At 74.5% G+C, this 17,507-nt stretch carries 20 protein-coding genes; 7 read left to right on the top strand and 13 right to left on the bottom strand.

Annotation, left to right across the window (positions count from 1 at the left end; all coding sequences use genetic code 11):
- Window positions 1-81: 81 nt before the first annotated feature.
- Window positions 82-714 carry a DUF1707 SHOCT-like domain-containing protein gene (locus N555_RS0112110; RefSeq protein ID WP_051683985.1) on the top strand — a complete coding sequence of 211 codons (633 nt, stop codon included), beginning with the start codon at window positions 82-84 and terminating at the stop codon, window positions 712-714.
- Between the two features lie 15 nt (window positions 715-729).
- On the opposite strand, the gene glpX is transcribed toward N555_RS0112110, so the two are convergent.
- Window positions 730-1,794 (bottom strand): class II fructose-bisphosphatase, encoded by a 1,065-nt coding sequence (gene glpX, locus N555_RS0112105; RefSeq protein WP_029431751.1) that lies wholly within the window; start codon window positions 1,792-1,794, stop codon window positions 730-732.
- 119 nt (window positions 1,795-1,913) lie between these two features.
- Here glpX and N555_RS0112100 point away from each other — a divergent pair, with 119 nt between their 5' ends.
- Window positions 1,914-2,522 carry a DUF4245 domain-containing protein gene (locus tag N555_RS0112100; protein ID WP_029431750.1) on the top strand — a complete coding sequence of 203 codons (609 nt, stop codon included), beginning with the start codon at window positions 1,914-1,916 and terminating at the stop codon, window positions 2,520-2,522.
- Between the two features lie 214 nt (window positions 2,523-2,736).
- Window positions 2,737-2,955 carry a hypothetical protein gene (locus N555_RS0112095; RefSeq protein ID WP_029431749.1) on the top strand — a complete coding sequence of 73 codons (219 nt, stop codon included), beginning with the start codon at window positions 2,737-2,739 and terminating at the stop codon, window positions 2,953-2,955.
- Here N555_RS0112095 and N555_RS0112090 read toward each other — a convergent pair whose 3' ends face one another.
- From N555_RS0112090 to N555_RS26840, 3 genes are all read right to left on the bottom strand, one after another.
- Complete coding sequence (locus tag N555_RS0112090; protein WP_029431748.1) at window positions 2,956-3,177, bottom strand: exodeoxyribonuclease VII small subunit; 222 nt, start codon at window positions 3,175-3,177, stop codon at window positions 2,956-2,958.
- Window positions 3,174-4,394 carry an exodeoxyribonuclease VII large subunit gene (gene xseA, locus N555_RS0112085; protein ID WP_029431747.1) on the bottom strand — a complete coding sequence of 407 codons (1,221 nt, stop codon included), beginning with the start codon at window positions 4,392-4,394 and terminating at the stop codon, window positions 3,174-3,176. Before xseA ends, N555_RS0112090 begins: the two co-directional genes overlap by 4 nt.
- An 88-nt stretch (window positions 4,395-4,482) precedes the next feature.
- Window positions 4,483-5,508, bottom strand: coding sequence for a hypothetical protein (locus N555_RS26840; protein ID WP_081866153.1), 1,026 nt, complete (start codon window positions 5,506-5,508; stop codon window positions 4,483-4,485).
- Window positions 5,509-5,673: 165 nt separating this feature from the next.
- On the opposite strand from N555_RS26840, the gene N555_RS0112070 reads away from it, so the two are divergent.
- Complete coding sequence (locus tag N555_RS0112070; RefSeq protein WP_029431745.1) at window positions 5,674-6,627, top strand: 4-hydroxy-3-methylbut-2-enyl diphosphate reductase; 954 nt, start codon at window positions 5,674-5,676, stop codon at window positions 6,625-6,627.
- Between the two features lie 67 nt (window positions 6,628-6,694).
- On the opposite strand, the gene N555_RS27910 is transcribed toward N555_RS0112070, so the two are convergent.
- The 6 genes from N555_RS27910 to N555_RS0112040 form a co-directional block, all read right to left on the bottom strand.
- Window positions 6,695-7,225 (bottom strand): DUF6542 domain-containing protein, encoded by a 531-nt coding sequence (locus tag N555_RS27910; RefSeq protein WP_029431744.1) that lies wholly within the window; start codon window positions 7,223-7,225, stop codon window positions 6,695-6,697.
- Between the two features lie 526 nt (window positions 7,226-7,751).
- Window positions 7,752-8,834, bottom strand: a complete 1,083-nt coding sequence (locus N555_RS0112060) for a DNA recombination protein RmuC (protein WP_231502712.1) — start codon at window positions 8,832-8,834, stop codon at window positions 7,752-7,754.
- A 122-nt stretch (window positions 8,835-8,956) separates the two neighbouring features.
- Entirely contained in the window at window positions 8,957-9,511 is a 555-nt protein-coding gene (locus N555_RS0112055; RefSeq protein ID WP_231502711.1) for a methylated-DNA--[protein]-cysteine S-methyltransferase, read from the bottom strand.
- Window positions 9,508-10,995: an AlkA N-terminal domain-containing protein gene (locus N555_RS0112050; protein ID WP_029431741.1), complete on the bottom strand. Its 1,488-nt coding sequence runs from the start codon at window positions 10,993-10,995 to the stop codon at window positions 9,508-9,510. The genes N555_RS0112055 and N555_RS0112050 overlap by 4 nt, the downstream gene beginning before the upstream one ends.
- Before the next feature lie 64 nt (window positions 10,996-11,059).
- The gene (locus N555_RS0112045) at window positions 11,060-11,419 is read right to left on the bottom strand and encodes a nuclear transport factor 2 family protein (RefSeq protein ID WP_029431740.1); all 360 of its coding nucleotides are present in this window, start codon (window positions 11,417-11,419) and stop codon (window positions 11,060-11,062) included.
- Between the two features lie 47 nt (window positions 11,420-11,466).
- Window positions 11,467-12,222 (bottom strand): TetR/AcrR family transcriptional regulator, encoded by a 756-nt coding sequence (locus N555_RS0112040; RefSeq protein WP_197028977.1) that lies wholly within the window; start codon window positions 12,220-12,222, stop codon window positions 11,467-11,469.
- A gap of 119 nt (window positions 12,223-12,341) precedes the next feature.
- Here N555_RS0112040 and N555_RS0112035 point away from each other — a divergent pair, with 119 nt between their 5' ends.
- A complete protein-coding gene (locus N555_RS0112035) occupies window positions 12,342-12,947 on the top strand; it encodes an MSMEG_1061 family FMN-dependent PPOX-type flavoprotein (RefSeq protein WP_029431738.1) in 606 nt (201 codons plus the stop codon).
- A gap of 72 nt (window positions 12,948-13,019) precedes the next feature.
- Complete coding sequence (locus tag N555_RS0112030) at window positions 13,020-13,565, top strand: glutathione peroxidase (RefSeq protein ID WP_029431737.1); 546 nt, start codon at window positions 13,020-13,022, stop codon at window positions 13,563-13,565.
- A gap of 47 nt (window positions 13,566-13,612) precedes the next feature.
- Here N555_RS0112030 and N555_RS0112025 read toward each other — a convergent pair whose 3' ends face one another.
- A complete protein-coding gene (locus tag N555_RS0112025) occupies window positions 13,613-14,623 on the bottom strand; it encodes an alpha/beta fold hydrolase (protein ID WP_029431736.1) in 1,011 nt (336 codons plus the stop codon).
- Between the two features lie 50 nt (window positions 14,624-14,673).
- On the opposite strand from N555_RS0112025, the gene ychF reads away from it, so the two are divergent.
- Window positions 14,674-15,747 carry a redox-regulated ATPase YchF gene (gene ychF, locus N555_RS0112020; protein ID WP_029431735.1) on the top strand — a complete coding sequence of 358 codons (1,074 nt, stop codon included), beginning with the start codon at window positions 14,674-14,676 and terminating at the stop codon, window positions 15,745-15,747.
- 1 nt (window position 15,748) lies between these two features.
- Here ychF and N555_RS0112015 read toward each other — a convergent pair whose 3' ends face one another.
- Both N555_RS0112015 and N555_RS0112010 read right to left on the bottom strand, forming a co-directional pair.
- The gene (locus N555_RS0112015; protein ID WP_029431734.1) at window positions 15,749-16,474 is read right to left on the bottom strand and encodes an ABC transporter permease; all 726 of its coding nucleotides are present in this window, start codon (window positions 16,472-16,474) and stop codon (window positions 15,749-15,751) included.
- Window positions 16,471-17,421, bottom strand: a complete 951-nt coding sequence (locus N555_RS0112010; protein WP_029431733.1) for an ABC transporter ATP-binding protein — start codon at window positions 17,419-17,421, stop codon at window positions 16,471-16,473. The genes N555_RS0112015 and N555_RS0112010 overlap by 4 nt, the downstream gene beginning before the upstream one ends.
- Between the last annotated feature and the right edge of the window lie 86 nt (window positions 17,422-17,507).

Genomic DNA, 17,507 nt, shown 5'->3' with positions numbered 1-17,507 from the left:
TCGACCGGCGACACCGGCCCGGCACCTCGACGAGGTGCCGGGCCGGTGTCGTCCCGGGGCAGAGGCCTCTACGGTCGGGAGGTGACCGACGACGCCGCCGGGCCGCCGGACGTCCGGGCCTCCGACGCCGACCGCGAGGCCGTGGTGGCCCGGCTGCAGGTCGCCCTCGCCGAGGGACGCATCGACGTCGCGGAGTTCGGGGAGCGTGCCGGTGCGGCGCACACCGCCGTGACCATCGCCGACCTGGCCGCGCTCGTGGGCGACCTGCCGCGTGCCGCGGACCTGCGCGGTGCGCCGGACCCGGCCGCGCCGGCGGAGATCGTCGGCGCACGCCGCCCCGCGCAGCTGTCGTCGGTGTTCGGCGACGTGGTCCTGGGCGGCGCGGTCGAGCCGCCGCGGACGATCAACGCCGTGTTCGGCGACATCCGGCTGGACCTGCGCTCGCTGCGGACCGGCGCCGACCGGGTCGAGCTGCGGCTGGGCACGGTGTTCGGCGACGTGGACGTCGTCGTCGCCGAGGGCGTGGACGCCCAGCTGGACGGCTGGACCGTCTTCGGCGACAGGCGCACCCAGCTGGCGCCGGTGCCGCGGGTGCCGGGCACCCCGCGCGTGCTGGTCAGCGCGCGGACCGTCTTCGGCGACCTCCGGCTGCGCAGCCTCGCGCCCGGCGAGCCGACCAGCCGCTGGCGGGCCCGGCTCCGGCGCGGGCGCTGAGGCTGCGCGGCGCCGTCAGGCGTCGGTGTCGTGCCGGTCGAACGGCACCGCGGAGTACGCGCGCAGCTTCTCCAACGAGTGCAGGCTGTCGATCAGCCGGATGGTGCCCGAGCGCGACCGCATCACCAGCGACTGCGTGGTGCAGCCGCCGGACCGGTACTGCACCCCGCGCAGCAGCTCGCCGTCGGTGACGCCGGTGGCGACGAAGAAGACGTCGCCGGCGACCAGGTCGTCGATGGAGAGGACGCGATCGAGGTCGTGGCCGGCGTCGATGGCCTTCTGCCGCTCCTCGTCGTCCTTGGGCCACAGCCGGCCCTGCAGGGCGCCGCCCATGCACTTGAGGGCGCAAGCCGCGATGATCCCCTCGGGGGTGCCGCCGATGCCGACCAGCATGTCGACGCCGGTGCCCTCCCGGGCGGCGGCGATCGCGCCGGCGACGTCGCCGTCGCTGATGAACTTGATGCGCGCGCCGGCTTCGCGGACCTCGTGCACCAGTTCCTCGTGCCGCGGGCGGTCGAGGATGCAGACGGTCACGTCGGCCACGGAGCTGTGCTTGGCCTTGGCCACCCGGCGGATGTTCTCGGCCACCGGCGCGGTGATGTCGACGACGTCGGCCGCGGCGGGACCGACCGCGATCTTCTCCATGTAGAAGACCGCGGACGGGTCGTACATGGCGCCACGGTCGGCCACGGCCATCACGGAGATGGCGTTGGGCATGCCCTTGGCCATGAGGGTGGTGCCGTCGACCGGGTCCACCGCGACGTCGGTCTCCGGGCCGTAGCCGTCGCCCACCTGCTCGCCGTTGTAGAGCATGGGCGCCTCGTCCTTCTCGCCCTCACCGATGACGACGACGCCGCGCATGCTCACCGTGCCGATGAGGGCCCGCATCGCGTCGACCGCGGCACCGTCCCCGCCGTTCTTGTCCCCGCGGCCCACCCAGCGACCGGCGGCCATCGCGCCGGCCTCGGTGACGCGGACCAGCTCGAGAGCCAGGTTGCGGTCCGGTGCGGGGCGGTCGGCGAGGAAGGTGCTGACGCGGCTGGTCGAGCTGGGCTGTCCGTCGGGGAGCGGCAGGGACAACAGGACCTCCATGTAGGGACCCCATCCCGGGGTCCCTCCCTGGCTCGGAGGGGGCCTCGGACGCGCGGTCGGGGGACGACGGCGGCAGAGCGGGGGAGCTGTGCTGCGATCCTAGGGGAATGACCGGAGCCGGCCCCTCGGACCAGGAGCAGCAGACCGTCCCCGAGGAGGAGCGACCGCCGCCGGTGTCGGCGGTCGAGCGGGCCAACCGGATGAGCGCGGGCAACATGCTGCGCTCGCTGGCGCCGCTGGTCCTGATCTGCCTGGCGGCGGTCGGCTGGCTGGCCTTCCTCCGGGACGACGAGCAGGACCCGGTCCCGCCGGTCGACGCCGTGGGCACCATCGAGCGGGCCGCCGAGTACGCCTCCTACGACCTGGAGGCCCCGGCCGACCTGCCCGAGGGCTACCGGGTCAACGACACCGACATCACCGGGACCCCCGGGAGCCCGGTCACGCTGGGCGTCGACTACCTGACGCCGTCCGAGGAGTACGTCGGCTTCGTGACCAGCGACGACCCGGACGCGCCGGCGGTGGACGACGTCCTCGGCGACGCCGCGCCGCAGGGGACGGTCGAGATCGACGGGGTGGAGTGGACCCGGTCGACGACGGCGCGGGACGAGACGGCGCTCTCCCGCGAGGCCGACGGGGTGACCGTCCTCGTCACCGGATCGGCCGACGAGGACGAGCTGCGCACCGTCGCCGCCGCGGTCCGACCGGTGGCCGGCTGACCGCGCGGTGGTCCACGTCACGAGTTGGTGACGCTCCGGTGCGCCGCGCCGTGTGACAGCTGGGACGGGCGGGACCCTCGGCGTCCCGGCCCACCGGTATCCCCACGACGGGCCACCACTCGGATCCCTCGAGGAGTTCGGCGTGAACGGATACGGCGTGTGCCGCGGCGGCGACCACCGAGCGCCCCAGAGCGGAGGATCGTGCGCGTGCGGCATGGTCACCCGCATCCCGGCCCGGCGACCGGCGGTGCTCCCGTCGACGCCCGGCGCGGAGGTGCTCGCCCTGCTGGAGCGCTGCCTGCGCGACGGGCCCGGTGTGCTCGACCCGGTGGCCTCCGGCTTGCTGCGCGAGCGGGCGACCCAGCTCCTGGCCGCGCTGGACACTGCCGGTGGCCTCCCGCACCCCGGGGGACCGGAGCAGGCAGCGGCCTGACTACTGCGGCGAGTCGGCGGGAGCGGCGGCGGCCAGCCGCTCGCGGGCGCGGTCCAGCCAGTGCTGGCAGAGCTCGGCCAGCTGCTCGCCGCGCTCCCACAGGGCCAGCGACTCCTCGAGCGTGAGCCCGCCGGCCTCGAGCCGGCGGACCACCTCGGCGAGCTCCTCGCGGGCCTGCTCGTAGGTCGTGGTCGGCTGCTCGTCCTGCGTCGGCGTGGTCACGACTGCCCATCCTCCCTGGCCACCCGGACGGGCAGCCGGCCGCCGGCCACCCGGACGGTGAGCCGTTCGTCGTCGCCGACCTCCGCGGGGTCGCGCACCAGTGCGCCGTCGGCCCGCTGCACCACGGCGTACCCGCGCTCCAGCGTCGCGGCGGGGGAGAGGGCCGCGACCCTGGCCCGGGCGTGCTCGAGGTCGCGCTCGGCGCTCTCGACGCGGTGGGTGAGGGTGCGCAGCGACCGGCCGCGCAGTGCGGCGACGTCGTCGGCCCGGCCATGCAGCATGCGCTCGGGTGCGGCGAGGACCGGGCGGCTGCGCACGCCCTCCAGCCAGCGCTCCTGCTGCTCCAGCCGGCCGGTCAAGACCTGACGGGCGCGGGCCCGCAGCGACTGGACCAGGCGGCTCTGCTCGCCGATCTCCGGCACCACCCGGTGCGCGGCGTCGGTCGGGGTGGCGGCGCGCACGTCGGCGGCGTGGTCGACCAGCGTCGTGTCCGTCTCGTGCCCGACGGCGGTGACGACCGGCGTGCGGCAGGCGGCGATGGCCCGGACCAGTCCCTCGTCGGAGAAGGGCAGCAGGTCCTCCACGGACCCACCGCCGCGGGCGATCACGATGACCTCGACCTCCGGGTCGCGGTCCAGCCGCTGCAGGGCCTCGATGACCGAGCCGGCGGCCATGGGTCCCTGCACGAGGGTGTGGTGCACGGCGAACCGGACGGCGGGCCAGCGGCGGCGTGCGGTCACCAGCACGTCGCGCTCGGCCGCGCTGTCCTTGCCGGTGACCAGGCCGACGACCGCCGGCGCGAACGGCAGCGGGCGCTTGCGGGCGGCGTCGAAGAGCCCCTCGGCGGTGAGCAGCCGGCGGATCCGCTCGATCCGGGCGAGCAGCTCACCCAGCCCGACGGCGCGGATCTCGGTCGCGCGCAGCGAGAACGAGCCGCGGGCGATGTAGTAGTCGGGCCGGGCCCGCACGATCACCCGGGCGCCCTCGGCGAGCTCCAGGCCCGGGCGGTCGGCCACGTCGCGGGCGCAGGTCACCGGGACCGACAGGTCGGCGGCCGGGTCGCGGAGGGTCAGGAAGACCGTGCCCGCCCCGCGGCGGGAGAGCTGGGCGACCTGGCCCTCGACCCACACCTCGCCGAGCCGGCCGATCCACTCGGCGACCTTGCGGGCCACCGTGCGGACCGGCCACGGCGCCTCGGGGGACGACGGGCTGGTCATGCCCCCGAGACTGCCACGCGTGCAGCCGGCCCCCCTGCAGGGTCCCGTCGCGAGCGTGCGAGTGACGGGGGGCAGGGGGGTCCTTTCGTTACATGCCGCGGGGGGCCAGCGGGCTGGACTCGACGGCCTGCCGCTCCAGCTTCTCCAGGCGGTTGCGCAGCATCCGCAGGAACGGCTCGCGCGCCCGCTGGGCCTCCTCGTAGGCGAGCAGGTCCGCGACGGTGGAGAGCTGGTAGCCGCGGAGGCGGCCGCGCAGCTGGGCGACCGTCCAGCCCTCGTAGCCCTCGACGGGCGCCTTGGCCCCGCCCGTGGCGGCGGCGACGGGCGAGCCGCCTTCGTCGACCGCGGTCGCCTGGTCGGGGGTCGCCTCCTCGGCGGGGCTCTCCGGTGCGGCGACCGCCTCGTCGGTGACCGTCGCCTCGACGGTCTCCACCTCGCCGTCCGGGGTGAGGACGTCGACCTCGGTCACCTCGGCGCCGACGTCCGGGACGCCGTCCACCTCGCCCACCGGGGAGCCGCCGGGATCGGCCGGCACGCCGGGCGCGGCGTCGGTCTCGAGCAGCGCCGTCTCCAGGGCGTCCTCGGCCGTCAGCACGGCCTCGGCGTCCTCGACGGCGGCGGCCTCGTCGAGTGCCACCACCTGGTCGGTGATGTCCTGCAGGGTCTCCACGACCTCGATCGGGTCCGGCACGGCGGCCAGACCGGAGACCTCGTCGTCGACCAGCGATGCGGACGCGGTCACGGCGTCGGTCTCGTCGAGCGCCGCGGCGGTGTCCTCGACCGACAGGTCCTCGTCGTGGTCGGGCACGTCGGCGGCGGCACGGTCGAAGGCCGAGGCGCGGGCGGAGGGCGCCGGCGGGGTGTCGAGGACGTCGTCGTCGTCGAAGGTGGCGAGACCGGGCTCGTCCTCGCCGCGGAAGCCGGTGAGGACCTCGTCGCCGCGGGCGACCAGGCCCGCCCACTGCTGCTGCACCTTGAGGGCGGTCTGCATCGCGAGACCGACGGCGCGCACCGGCAGCCCGGGGAGGGCCTCGGGGAGCTTGCGCGCCTCGTCGAGAACGGTGGCTGCGAGTCCGACGTACGCGCGGATGGGCTCGGGGATCTGACGCGACATGCCGACAAGGGTGCCGCAGGCGCGCCGGTCCGGCAGCACCACCTCCCCGGATGTACCCACCCGGGGCATGAGTTCCGTCACGGCGGGCGTCCGGCGCCCCTGTCGGGGCGCCTCGTGGGCCGGCGAGGGACGGGGGACGGAGGCTCCGCTCTCTACAGTGGTGGCATGGCCGAACAGCGTGGACGAGTCCTGCTCGCAGACCCTCGCGGCTACTGCGCCGGCGTCGACCGCGCGGTCGTCGCCGTGGAGCGGGCGCTGGAGATCCACGGCGCGCCGGTCTACGTCCGCAAGCAGATCGTCCACAACAAGCACGTGGTCGCGACGCTCGAGCGCCGTGGCGCGATCTTCGTCGACGAGACCGACGAGGTGCCCGAGGGCTCGGTCGTCGTCTTCAGCGCGCACGGGGTCTCCCCGGCGGTGCACGAGCAGGCGTCGCAGCGCTCCCTGCGCACGATCGACGCGACCTGCCCCCTGGTGACCAAGGTGCACTCGGAGGCGAAGCGGTTCGCCAAGGACGACTTCGACATCCTGCTCATCGGCCACCGCGGGCACGAGGAGGTCGAGGGCACCTCCGGGGAGGCCCCGGCCCACATCCAGCTCGTCGACGGTGCGGACGACGTCGCGAACGTGCAGGTGCGCGACCCCGAGAAGGTCGTGTGGTTGTCGCAGACCACGCTCTCGGTCGACGAGACGCTGGCGACGGTCGACGCGCTGCGCGAGCGGTTCCCGACGCTGCAGTCCCCGCCCAGTGACGACATCTGCTACGCCACGCAGAACCGGCAGCAGGCGGTCAAGCTGATGGCCCCCGGCTGTGACCTGGTGATCGTCGTGGGATCGACCAACTCGTCGAACTCGGTGCGGCTGGTCGAGGTGGCACTGGAGGCCGGCGCGCGGTCGTCCTACCTGGTCGACTACGCCGCCGAGCTCGACGAGGCCTGGTTGGCCGGCGTGGCCACCGTCGGCGTCACCAGCGGCGCCTCGGTGCCGGAGGTGCTGGTCGACGAGGTGCTCGACTGGCTGGCCGAGCGCGGCTTCGGGGACGTCGAGACGGTCAAGGCCGCCGAGGAGCGGCTGGTCTTCGCGCTGCCGCACGAACTGCGCGAGAAGCGCACTTCCTGAACGCCTGACGCACGAAGGGCCCCTCCCGGAGTTCCGGAGAGGGGCCCTTCGTCGTCGGTGCGCGGTGTCAGCGCCGCGCGGCCCAGCGGACCAGCGCCAGCACCAGTGCGGTGCCGGTCGCCGCGGCCATCACGGTGAAGCCCTGACCGAGTGCGAGCTCGGCGGCGACCTCGGCCCCGACCTTCTTCGGGCCGGCGCCGGAAGCGCGGTGCGTGTACTTGAGGACGGCGACGACCGCGAGGTAGACCAGCGGCGGCGCGATCACCAGGGTGGTCATGTCGCGGCGGCGCACGAGCAGCGTGGCGACGGCGGTGCTGCCCACCAGACCGACGAGGGTGATCAGCCCGAGGGTGCCGTTGCCCGTCGCGTCGAGGAAGCCGGCGGCGAGGGTCACGACGAGGACGCCGAGGACGGCCAGGCTGCCCCGGAGCCGGCTGCCGCGCTCGGGGACGGTGGTCTCGGCAGGGCGGCCGGCGGCCCGGGGGGTCCGCGGGGACGACGCGGCGTCGGGCCGGCCGGCGTCGTCGGTCTCCTGCCGGCGCCGGCGGTCGGCGGCCGGGGACAGGCTGGCGGAGGAGCGCGGGTAGCCGGGGATCACGCGGCCGGACTCGTCGGGCCGACGCGGCGGGGTGGCGCGGTCGGCGGGGGGGACCGGCGGGCGCTGGACCGGGCGGCCCTGGACCGGGCGCCCCTGACCGGGGTTGCGCGGGGCAGCGGCCGCGGGTCGCTGCGCCGGCGAGCCTCCGCGGCCGTGCGAGGGCAGCGGCGGGAGGGGCGGCACCGGGGGACGGGCCGGGCGCTCGCCGGGCGCCGGACGGCCGGCGCGGGACGCGGAAGAGCCACCGGCGGACCGCGCGGAGCGAGCTCCGGCCTCCCGCCACGTGTCGGCGGAACTCACCGACGCCATGGCGCACCTCCCGTCCCGTTCGCGAGGAGCCCGGGGAGGGGCTCCCTTCATCAGGGGAAACGGTAGCGAGCCCAGCGGTGGTTCGGGGGCAGGCGGAGCCGAACCGCGCGGGCAAGTTGTGCCCAACCGGGGACGGTGCGCTGATCAGAGGGCGTTACGGGTGAGGGGCCTGTGACACGGGGTGACCTGCGGGCCTCCCGAGACGGACCGGTCACGCTCACCCGATGGTGCCGTCGCGGGGTTCGGTGAAGGTCGTGGCGCCGTCCTCCTGGGGGACCGGCGGCCGCAGCGCCCGGACGGTGGCCTCGATCGGCGGTGGGGTGGGCACCTCGGTCTCGGCGACCCCCAGCTCGTCGAACCGACGGGCGGCGGCCAGCACCGACCGCTCGTAGGAGCCGACCGTGTCGTTGTAGCGCGCCATCGCGGTGCCCAGCGCCGACCCGAGGCGGGTGAGGTGACCGGACAGGGTCGTCAGGCGGGCGTGCAGCCGGCGGCCGACCTCCAGCACCTGGTCGGCGTCGCGGGCCAGCCGCTCCTGCCGCCAGGAGTAGGCGACCGTGCGGAGCAGTGCGAGCAGGGTGCTCGGCGTGGCCAGGACGACGTCCTTGCCGAAGCCGTACTCGAGCAGGCCGGGCTCGGCCTCCAGCGCGGTGGTGAGGAAGCCGTCGGAGGGGACGAAGAGGACGGTGAACGGCGCCGCGGGCCGGAAGGCGGTCGGGTAGCGGCGGGCGGCGAGCGCGTCGACGTGCGCCCGGAGCTGGCGGGCGTGGTCGGCCACCCGCTCCGCCCGGACCGCCTGGTCGGTCGCCTGCACCGCGTCGATGTAGCCGGTGAACGGCACCTTCGCGTCGACCACCACCTGCCGGCCGTCGGCCAGGGTCACGACCAGGTCGGGGCGGACGCCCGCGCCGCTGTCGTTGGTGCCCGAGGGCTGCTCGACGAAGTCGCAGTGCTCCAGGAGACCGGCCACCTCCACGACCCGGCGCAGCTGGACCTCGCCCCACCGCCCGCGCACGTGCGGGGTGCGCAGCGCCGTGACGAGGGCGGCGGTCTCCTGGCGGAGCATCGCCGAGGTCTGGCCGACCGTGCCCATCTGCTCCCGGAGCTCCCCGTGGGCGGTGGCCCGGTCGCGCTCGATGCCGGCCAGCAGGCGGTGCAGGTGGTCGAGCGACTCGTGCACCGGTTCCAGCCCCGCCTCCGCCGGCCGGCGGCGGGCCAGCAGGGCGACGACCCCGAGGGTGACCGCGGTGGCCAGCAACGCGCCCAGCAGCAGGCCGAGGAGGAGGGAGGCGGCGTCCACGAGCGGAAGCGTGCAGCACCCCACCGACAGAACCGGTCAGCCCCGCCCGGGGACCGGCATAGGAAGCAATACCCACGTCTTGGCCCGCAGGACGTGGGTATTGCTTCCTATGCCTCGCGAGGTCAGGCGGCGGGGACGGCGGCGTGCTGGGCCTCGTGGTCGAGCAGCCAGCGCTTGACGTCGGTGCCCCAGCGGAAGCCGCCCATCCCGCCGTCGGACCCCATGACCCGGTGGCAGGGCACGAACAGCGCCGCGGCGTTGCGGGCGCAGGCGTTGGCGGCGGCCCGGATCGCGGCGGGCCGGCCGCAGCGGGCGGCGAAGCCGGCGTAGGTGTCCGGCCGGCCGGCGGGCACGGTGCGCAGCACCTCCCACGCCTCGGTCAGGAACGGCCCGGACCGCTGCTGCACGACGACGTCGTCGATCACCCCCACCTCGCCGGCGTGGAAGGCCTCGACGACGTCGAGCACCGCCAGCCGCTGGGCGGGCGCCACCGAGTCCGGGCGCAGCGAGCGGTGGATCACGGGCAGCAGGTCGCCGACCTCCTCGGTCCAGCCACCGGCGAGGACGACGTCGGCGCCGTCCGCGCCCTCGGTCACCACGACGGTGAACGGCCCGGGCGGGGTGGGCACGGTGGCGTAGCGGGCGGCGGTCATGCCGGCGGGGTGGGTGGGGATCACGAGGCGCTCCGATCGGAGGTGGCGGGCAGGGGACGGGTGAAGAGGGCGGGCACGGCCAGCGCCCAGAGGTGCAGCACCGCGTAGGAGCGCCACGGGCGCCAGCGGGTGAGGGCGTCGGCGTCCGAGGAGCCGAGGGCGGCCAGCGAGCGGCGCAGGGCGAGGTCGCCGGGCAGCCACACGTCGGGGTCGGCGAGACCGCGGAGGCCGACCAGCGCAGCCGTCCACGGGCCGATCCCCGGGACGGCGAGCAGCGAGCGGCCCGCCTCCTCGCGGTCGGCGCCGGGATCGAGGACGACGTCCCCGCGGGCCAGTGCGCTGGTCAGCGCGGTCACGGTGCGCCGGCGGGCCCCGGTGAGCCCGACCGTCGAGAGATCGGCCCCGGCCAGCGCCTCGGGCCGCGGGAAGGCGTGCGTGAGGGTGCCGACGGGCTCGGGCAGCGGGGTGCCACCCAGCGGCAGCAGCCGCGCGGTCAGTGTCCGGGCGCCGGCCACCGACACCTGCTGGCCCAGCACCGCGCGCACCGCGAGCTCGGCGGCATCGGGGGAGGCGGGCACCCGCCGGCCCGGCGCCGCGGCGACGAGGGCGGCCAGCGCCGGATCGGCGCCGAGCACGCCGTCGACGGCGGAGGGATCGGCGTCGAGGTCCAGCATCCGGCGGCACCGCGCCACCGCCGCGCCGAGGTCGCGGAGCTGGGCCAGCCGCAGCCGGGCGGTGACCGCGGACCCGTCTCCGGGGGAGAGCTGCACGACCGCGGGGCCGTGCGGCAGGTCGAGCACGCGGGAGAACGTCGTCCCGTCCCACTCCTCGAGGCCGGGCACCGCGTGCGCGCCCAGGAACAGCAGCACCTCGGCGGCGTCGAACGGCGGGCGGGCGGCCAGCCGGACGGTGAGCTCGCCGGGGGTGCCGGCCTCGGCGCCGGGACGGCGGCGGCGCATGTCCGACGGCGTCGCGGCGAAGACCTCGCGGATCGTGTCGTTGAACTGGCGGATGCTGGCGAAGCCCGCGGCGAAGGCCACGTCGGCCACCGGGATCGCCGTGGTCTCCAGGAGGACACGCGCGGTCTGGGCGCGCTGTGCCCGGGACAGCGCGAGTGCGCCGACCCCGAGCTCGCCGACCAGGTGCCGGTGCAGCTGCCGCTCGGAGTAGCCCAGGCGGGACGCCAGCCCGGGGACGCCGGAGCGCTCCACCTCGCCGTCGGCGATCAACCGCATCGCCCGGGCGACGACGTCGGCGCGGGCGTCCCACTCGGGCGAGCCGGGCACCGCGTCGGGGCGGCAGCGCTTGCAGGCGCGGTAGCCGGCGGCCTGGGCGCCGGCCGCGGTGGCGAAGAAGGAGACGTTGGCCGCGAGCGGGGTGCGCGCCGGGCAGGAGGGCCGGCAGTAGATCCGCGTCGTCCGCACCGCGGTGAAGAACCACCCGTCGAAGCGGGCGTCCCGGCTGGCCACCGCGCGGTAGCAGCGCTCGTGCTCCAGGGAGGCCGTCATGGGGACCAGCGTGCCACCCGCGGCCGCCGGGTACTGGCGGGAATCGGACGCCGCCGTGAGCCGGTCAGGAGTCCTGGTCGTCGAGCTCCACCGCGTAGGTCGTGATCGCGACGACGGCGCCGTCGGCGAACTCGTAGACGTCGCAGGACGACACCACCGACACCTCGTCGCCCTCGACGTAGCGGGCCACCACGTCGACCGCCGCGGCCCGGTCGTCGGCGGCCACGACGACGCGGCGGAAGTCGACCGAGGCGTCGGCGAGCCCGGCGAGGGACTCCTCGCAGGCGTCGATCACCGCCTGCCGGCCACGCAGCGTCGGCCCGCCGCCACGGGAGGTCCACACCACCTCCTCGGCGAGTGCGGGGTAGACGTCGCGGAAGCGGTGGCGGGAGAAGGCCTCGGCGATCTCGCGGGGTGCGGTCATGCAGGACAGACCGTCCGGGGAGGCGGACGTCATCGGTGTGCGCCGGCTCAGCGCTCGACCAGCACCGCGATCCCGTCGAGCAGTCGGGCGAGGCCGAACTCGAACGACCGCGCCGGATCGCCGGCACCGAGCTCGGGGCCGGCGACCGGTCCGACCCGCGCCGCGGTGGGGAAGCGCTCGGCGTCGAAGACCCGCTCGATGTGCGGTTCGGTCGCGCGCCACCACTGCTCGTCGGTCAGCCCGCTGGCGCGCTCGGCGGCGTGCTTGTCGTGCAGGCCGCCCACGCTGCCGCGGACGAAGTCGCCGACCAGCGTGATGACCAGTTCCATGTCGACCTCGGACAGGCCGAGCCCGTCGACGGCGCCCAGTTCCAGGTCGTACTTGCGCATCAGGTTCGGGCCGAGGATCGGCCGGCCGGTGCCCAGGTGCGCCGCCCAGGGGTGGCGGACGTAGAGCTCCCAGTTGGCGCGCGCCACGGCGGTCAGCCGCTCGCGCCAGTCCCCGGCCGGCGGGGAGGGGTGGACCTCGCCGAGCACGGCGTCGTACATGAGGTCCACCAGCTCGGCCTTGCCCGGCACGTGCGTGTAGAGGGTCATCGCACCGACGCCGAGCTCGGTCGCCAGCCGGCGCATCGTGACCGCGGCCAGGCCCTCGGCGTCGGCGAGCGTGACCGCCGCGGTGACGATCCGGTCGACGTCGATGCCGGCGCGCGGTCCGGGGCGGCGCACGGGCTCGGCAGGCGCCCGCCACAGCAGGGCCATCGTGCGGGCGGGGTCCCCGCCGCCGGTCGACTCGATCGCCACGACGCCAGCCTCTCCCATCGGCGCGGACGTCGGTGCGGGACGTCGAGGGGCTGGCCTGCTGAACGATGACCTGATTCGATGAACAGACGTTCATGCCCCGCCGAGCGGAGGAACGACCCATGGGTCGCATCAGCACGATCGACCAGCTCCGGGCGATCATCCCGGAGCCCAGCCCGACGGCGTTCGCGAAGATCCGCGACCGGCTCTGCGCGCAGGGGACGGCCTTCGTCGCGGGCAGCCCGTTCCTCGTGCTGGGCACGGTGGGCACCTGGGGTCTGGAGCTGAGCCCGAAGGGGGACCAGCCGGGCTTCGTCGGGGTCGTCGACGACCGGACCCTGCTTATCCCCGAGCGCAAGGGCAACCAGTTCGCGTTGAGCCTGGCCAACATCCTGGCCGACCCCCGGGTCGGCATCCTGATGATCCGGCCGGCCACGCACGAGGTGCTGCGGATCTCCGGGCGAGCGACCCTGATCGACGACGAGGACGTGTGCGCGCGGCTGTCGGCCGGCGGCCGCCCGGCGGAGCTCGCCATCCGCGTCGAGATCGACCGCGCCGCCTTCCACTGCGTGCGGTCGGCGAAGCGGGCCGGGCTGTGGGATCCAGAGACCTGGGACGAGCCGACCCGCGTCTCCTTCGGCCGGATCTACGCCGAGGCCCTCGCCCGACCGGAGGTCGAGACGCTCTTCGACGACCTCACCGAGAAGGTCAACGCGACGCTCTACTGAGCCGGGGGGAATAGCCCGAGTTCTGGTAGGGCTTGCGGTTGCAGCCCCATCCGCCGCGCGAGAGGACCCCGCATGAAGACCCACGACTTCACCGTCGACGCCGCCGACGGCTCGACCCAGCGCCTGAGCGACTACGCGGGGAAGGTCCTGCTCGTCGTCAACGTCGCGAGCAAGTGCGGGCTGACCCCGCAGTACGAGGGCCTCGAGCGGCTCTACGAGGACTACAGCGACAAGGGCCTGGAGGTGCTCGGCTTCCCGTCCAACCAGTTCATGGGCCAGGAGCCGGGGACGAACGAGGAGATCCAGGAGTTCTGCTCGACTCAGTACGGCGTCAAGTTCCCGGTCTTCGCGAAGATCGACGTCAACGGCGAAGACGCGCACCCGCTGTGGGCCTACCTGCGCGCGGCCGACCCCGGCGACTTCACCGCCGAGACCGCGCCCGGCCTCTACGACCACATCGCGAAGATCAAGCCCGAGGCGCTGGGCACCGACGAGGTGAAGTGGAACTTCACCAAGTTCCTCGTCGGCCGCGACGGCGAGGTCATCCGCCGCTACGAGCCGAGCGTGCCGCCGGAGCAGATCCGCGGCGACATCGAGACCGCCCTCTCGGCAGCCTGATCGCTCAGCGCTCCCGGGCGGCCGCACGGCCGCCCGGGACCGCTGGGTCAGACAGCCGGTGCCGGGCTGAGCGCCTTGTCCACGAGCGCGAGCAGCCGGTCGCTGACCTCCCGCCGGCGCTCCATCTGGACCATGTGGCCGACTCCCGGGTAGACCGCGAGCTCGGCGTCGGGCAGCGCATCGGCCATCGTGCGGCTGTGCTCGACCGGGCAGAGCCGGTCGGCGTCCCCGACGGCGATCAGTACCGGGACGTCGCTCAGCGCCGCCAGGGCCGTGACGCGGTCGTGGGTGGAGAACGTCGGCAGGAACGCGGCGACCGTCTCGGCGGTGGTGCCGCGGTGCACCTCCGTCGCCGCCGCGATGTCGGCCGCGTCAGCGGTGCCGCTGAAGATCAGCCACATGTCGAGGGTGCCGACGGGACGCTTCTTCCCGGCCGACTCCGCCTTGACCGCCCGCTCGTTGAGCACCGGCAGCAGCTTCTTGACGACCTTCGCGACCGGGGCCGGCAGGCCGTAGGTCACCGCGTCGAGGCCGCCGGAGCTGGTGCCGACGAGCGCCACCCCGACGATGCGGTCGCCGAAGAGCTCGGGCCGCTGCTCGGCCAGGGCGATGACCGTCATGCCGCCCATGGAGTGCCCGCCGAGCACGACCGGTCCCTCCGGCGCGACCTCCTCGAGCACCCGGGCGAGGTCGCGCGCGAGCTGCTCGATGGTGGCCGTGTCGCGGGTCGTCGGGCCGGAGGACCCGTGGCCGCGGTGGTCGTAGGTGACCACCCGCAGGTCGGACCGGGCCTCGAGGAGGTCCCGGATCTGGCCGGCCCACAGCCGCGAGGACTGCACGTACCCGTGTGCCAGGACGACTGTCGCGGCGGGGTGCTCGGCGCCGAAGACCTCGACGTGCAGGTCGACGCCGTCCTCCGTGCGGACCGTGCGGACCTGGCCCGACGGGGGCGGGGGCACCTCGGGCGCGGGCGGCGTGGGGCGGCCCGCGCGGCGGCGGGCGGCGACGGCCGCTCCGGCGACGACGACGGCGAGTCCGGCGGCAGTGGTGGCGCGCATGGCCGGGATGCTCCCAGGCGCGGACCGGGGGCGCCGTAGGCTGGTCTCCCGTGAGTCTCACCATCGGGATCGTCGGTCTCCCCAACGTCGGCAAGTCGACGCTGTTCAACGCGCTGACCAAGAACGACGTCCTCGCGGCGAACTACCCGTTCGCCACGATCGAGCCCAACGTCGGCGTCGTGGGGGTGCCCGACCCGCGCCTGGCCCGGCTGGCCGAGGTGTTCGGCTCGCAGAAGATCATCCCGGCGACGGTGTCGTTCGTGGACATCGCCGGCATCGTGCGTGGCGCCAGCGAGGGCCAGGGGCTGGGCAACAAGTTCCTCGCCAACATCCGCGAGAGCGACGCGATCTGCCAGGTGATCCGCGTCTTCAGCGACCCCGACGTCGTCCACGTCGAGGGCAAGGTCGACCCGGCTGACGACATCGAGACGATCAACACCGAGCTCGTCCTGGCGGACATGCAGACGCTGGAGAAGGCGATCCCGCGGCTGGAGAAGGAGTCGCGCAAGGACAAGGAGCGCAAGGCCCTGCACGACGCCGCCGTCGCCGCGCAGGAGGTGCTGAACTCCGGGAAGACGCTGTTCGCCGCCGGTGTCGACCCCGAGCCGCTGCGCGAGCTCACGCTGCTGACGACGAAGCCGTTCCTCTACGTCTTCAACGTGGACGCCGACGAGCTGGGCGACGAGGCCAAGCTGGCCGAGCTCCGCGCGCTGGTGGCCCCGGCCGAGGCGATCTTCCTCGACGCGCAGACGGAGTCCGAGCTGATCGAGCTGCCGGCCGACGAGGCAGCCGAGCTGCTGGAGTCGATCGGCCAGAACGAGCCCGGCCTCGACCAGCTGGCGAAGGTCGGCTTCCGCACCCTCGGGCTGCAGACCTACCTGACCGCCGGCCCCAAGGAGTCGCGGGCCTGGACCATCCCGGTCGGCGCCACCGCCCCGCAGGCCGCCGGGGTGATCCACACCGACTTCCAGCGCGGCTTCATCAAGGCCGAGGTCGTCTCCTTCGACCACCTCATGGAGGCCGGCTCGATGACCGAGGCGAAGTCCAGGGGCTGGGTGCGGATCGAGGGCAAGGACTACGTGATGCAGGACGGCGACGTCGTGGAGTTCCGCTTCAACGTCTGACCTACTTCAGGTCGTCGCGCAGGAAGCGCAGCCAGCCGGGCACGAGCAGGACCACCGCCCAGACGACGACGCCGAGGACCGCCACCGGGAGTGAGTGCACCTCGACGCCGGGCGCGACGTCGCCGGCCAGGCGGCTGGTCATGTCGCCCTCGAACGTCGCGTACACCAGCCGGTTCACCGCGGGCAGGAAGACGAGGAGGCCGGGCAGGACCAGCACGAAGGTCAGCGCCACGGTGATGGCGCCGCCGATCGAGCGGGTGAGCAGTCCGAGCCCGAAGGCGACGACCGTCACCGTGATGGCTGCGGGCACGTTGGCGAAGAGGGTCCGGGCCAGCTCGCCGCGGTCGAGGTCGATGCCCTGCTGCCGGGTCACGACGTCGACGAGGCCACCGGCAGCGGCGGCTGCGGCGATCGCCAGTGCGGCAACGGCGAGGACGAGGACCCCGAGCTTCGCGAGGAGCACCCGGCTCCGGTCGGCCTGGGCGGTCAACGTCCGCTGGAGGGCCCCGGAGTTGAACTCCAGGGTCGCCGCCCAGGCGCCCAGCACGATGGCCGCGATCTCGGTGAGCAGGCTGGTCACGGTGCCCATGACGCCGATGAACGCGGCGCCGTCGTCACGGGGGAAAACGTCGAGCATCGCGCCGGTCACCACCACCCCGCCCAGGACGGCGATCGCCGTCCAGCGGGGGAGGGCCAGGAGTCGCAGTTTCAGGAGCTCGGCGTTCACGGCTGCGTCCCGTCCTGGTCGGTGCCGGTGATCTCGAGGAAGGCCTCCTCGAGATTGGCGTGCTGGGTCTGCAGGCCGCGCAGGTAGATGCCCTGCTGCGCGAGCGCGCGGGTCAGCACGGAGGGGTCGTCGAGCGTGCGCGCCAGGACGACGTCGCCGTCGTCCACCGACACCTGGCCCAGGCCGAGCGCGGTGAGCGTGGCGACGGCGCGCTCCAGCGCCTCCGGCGCCACCTGGATGCGGTGCCCGCCGACGGTCGACCTGGCCCGGATCTCGTCGAGGGTGCCCTCCGCGACCAGGCGGCCCCTCTGCATCAGCACCGCGTAGTCGCAGGTCGACTCGATCTCGGCGAGCCGATGGGTGCACACCAGGGTGGTGATGCCGCGGCCGGGGAGTTCCTGGATCAGCTTGCGGATCTCGAAGGACCCCGCGGGGTCGAGCCCGTTGGTCGGCTCGTCCAGCACCACGATCTTCGGGTCCCCGACGAGGGCGAGAGCGATCCCGACGCGCTGACGCATGCCGAGGGAGAAGTCGCCGACCGGGTCGTCGAGACGTCCGGCCAGCCCGACGCGGTTCAGCAGACCGCGGACCTCGGCGTCACCGGCGGAGAAGCCGGTGGCGGCCACGCGGATCCGCAGGTTGTCGATCGGGCTGAGCCGCTTGTACAGCGGCGGGGCCTCGATGATCGTGCCCACCCGCCGTACCGCCTCGGCGAAGCCCCGGTCGCCCTTGGCCTGCCCCAGGACCCGGGCGCGCCCCGACGTCGCGGAGTACAGGCCGAGCAGCACCCGCATCGCCGTCGACTTGCCCGACCCGTTCGGGCCCAGCATCCCGACGACGGTCCCCTCCGGGACGCTGAACGACAGGTCCGACAGCACGGTGCGCTTCCCGAACGTCTTCGTGACCTGCTCGAACTCGATCGGGTGCGCGGACGAACCGGCCGTCACCACTGCAGCACGCTCATGTTCACCGGACGACCTCTCGACGATGGGACGGGGATCTGCGGGACGGACCACCCGGGTGGATGTGCGGG

The sequence above is a fragment of the Blastococcus sp. URHD0036 genome (genome assembly GCF_000701365.1).
In the GTDB taxonomy this organism is placed as follows: domain Bacteria; phylum Actinomycetota; class Actinomycetes; order Mycobacteriales; family Geodermatophilaceae; genus Trujillonella.
Note: the sequence above shows the minus strand (reverse complement) of the source record. Positions and strands in the feature narration are given on the sequence as shown.